This window comes from Klebsiella sp. Ech2A, from assembly GCF_030078455.1.
GTDB classification, from domain to species: domain Bacteria; phylum Pseudomonadota; class Gammaproteobacteria; order Enterobacterales; family Enterobacteriaceae; genus Klebsiella; species Klebsiella terrigena.
In genome coordinates this window covers 1-1,450 of sequence record NZ_JAQGFU010000410.1, presented here as the reverse complement: position 1 = coordinate 1,450, position 1,450 = coordinate 1, and the positions used below count along the sequence as shown (strand labels likewise).

Sequence of the window (1,450 nt, the reverse complement as noted above, 5' to 3'; positions counted from 1 at the left end):
GGGAAAAGAGACAGATCCCGTAATCCGGACGAAGCCCCAGCTTTTGCGCCTGGGTCGCCTGCAGCACCATAGCCACCTGCCACAGCGGCTGGCTGTCGAAGAGGGCGGTTGCCAGCCCCAGCTCCGCGGCGCGGGCTTCCAGCTCAACGAGCTGTTCGGGACTCAGGCGCTCGGCCAGCGGCGGATAAGAGGGGAGGTTGCTGAAGGGCGTTTCGTTCCCGGTAATATCGGCTTCCACAATCAGCGCATCGGCCTGGCGAATTTTTTTCAGCAGCCTGGCCGGGGGCGGCGCCATATCACGGGTGCCCATATGAATGCTGCCGACGAGGTGCAGATAGCGTCCGCCGGGGAGGGTAACATCCAGCGCTGGCCAGGAATAAGACGGGCCAACGGCGGCTCGCCACAGCATTTTTATTCGGTTTAACAGGCCCATACGCGCTCCGCAAAGTGAAGAACTCATGCTAGCGCGCGCGGCCTGGGGGCGCAAGCGTGGGCGGGGAGATAAGCGTGCGATAGCCCGGACAGGGCGTGATACCGCTGTCCGGGAAGGGGTCAGGTGCTGACCCGCGCGAGGGGCTACTCTTTTGGTTTAAAACGCAGTAGCCGGTTGGCGTTGCTCACCACGGTAATGGAAGAGAGCGCCATCGCCGCCCCGGCGACCACCGGGTTGAGCAGCGTACCGGTCAGCGGCCAGAGGATCCCGGCGGCAATCGGAATGCCCAGCGAGTTATAGACAAAGGCGCCCAGCAGGTTCTGCTTCATATTACGCAGCGTGGCCTTTGCAATCGCCAGCGCGTCGGCGACGCCGTTCAGGCTATGGCGCATCAGGGTAATCGCCGCCGTTTCAATGGCGACGTCGCTGCCGCCGCCCATCGCAATGCCGACGTCGGCCTGCGCCAGCGCCGGAGCGTCGTTAATACCATCGCCGACCATCGCGACCTGGTGACCCTGGCTTTGCAGACGCTTGATGGCATCGGCTTTACCGTCCGGCAGGACGCCGGCAATCACCTCATCGATACCCGCTTCTTTGGCGATGGCGTTGGCCGTAATCGGGTTATCCCCGGTGAGCATCACCAGACGGTAGCCCTGGCGATGCAGGCGGGCCAGCGCCGCCACGCTGTCGCTGCGCAGCGGATCGCGAATGGCGATCAGCGCGGCAACCTCGCCGTCGACCGCCAGCAGCACCGGCGTGGCGCCCTGCGAGGCCTGAGCGTTGAGCTCACCCTCCGCCGCGTCGGTGGCAATATTCTGCTCGTTGAGCAGCGCCTGGTTACCGAGCAGGAGACGATGGCCGTCGGCTTCGCCGCTCACCCCCAGCCCGCGAAGGGTACGGAAGTTGCCGACCGTTGGCAGCGCGCTCTCTGCCGCTTTGTCGAGGATCGCCCGCGCCAGCGGGTGGCTGGAGCCCTGCTCCAGCGCGGCGGCCAGGCGTAAAGCGCTCGCCTTGTCG

The 1,450-nt window shown here is 65.3% G+C and carries 2 protein-coding genes; both read right to left on the bottom strand.

The window, feature by feature from the left end; genetic code table 11:
• A partial coding sequence (locus PFH44_RS27525; protein ID WP_283826829.1) for a TraB/GumN family protein occupies positions 1-433 on the bottom strand: 433 nt, incomplete at its 3' end.
• 143 nt (positions 434-576) lie between these two features.
• Positions 577-1,450 (bottom strand): HAD-IC family P-type ATPase (locus tag PFH44_RS27520; RefSeq protein WP_283826828.1); only part of this gene is annotated, 874 nt, incomplete at its 5' end.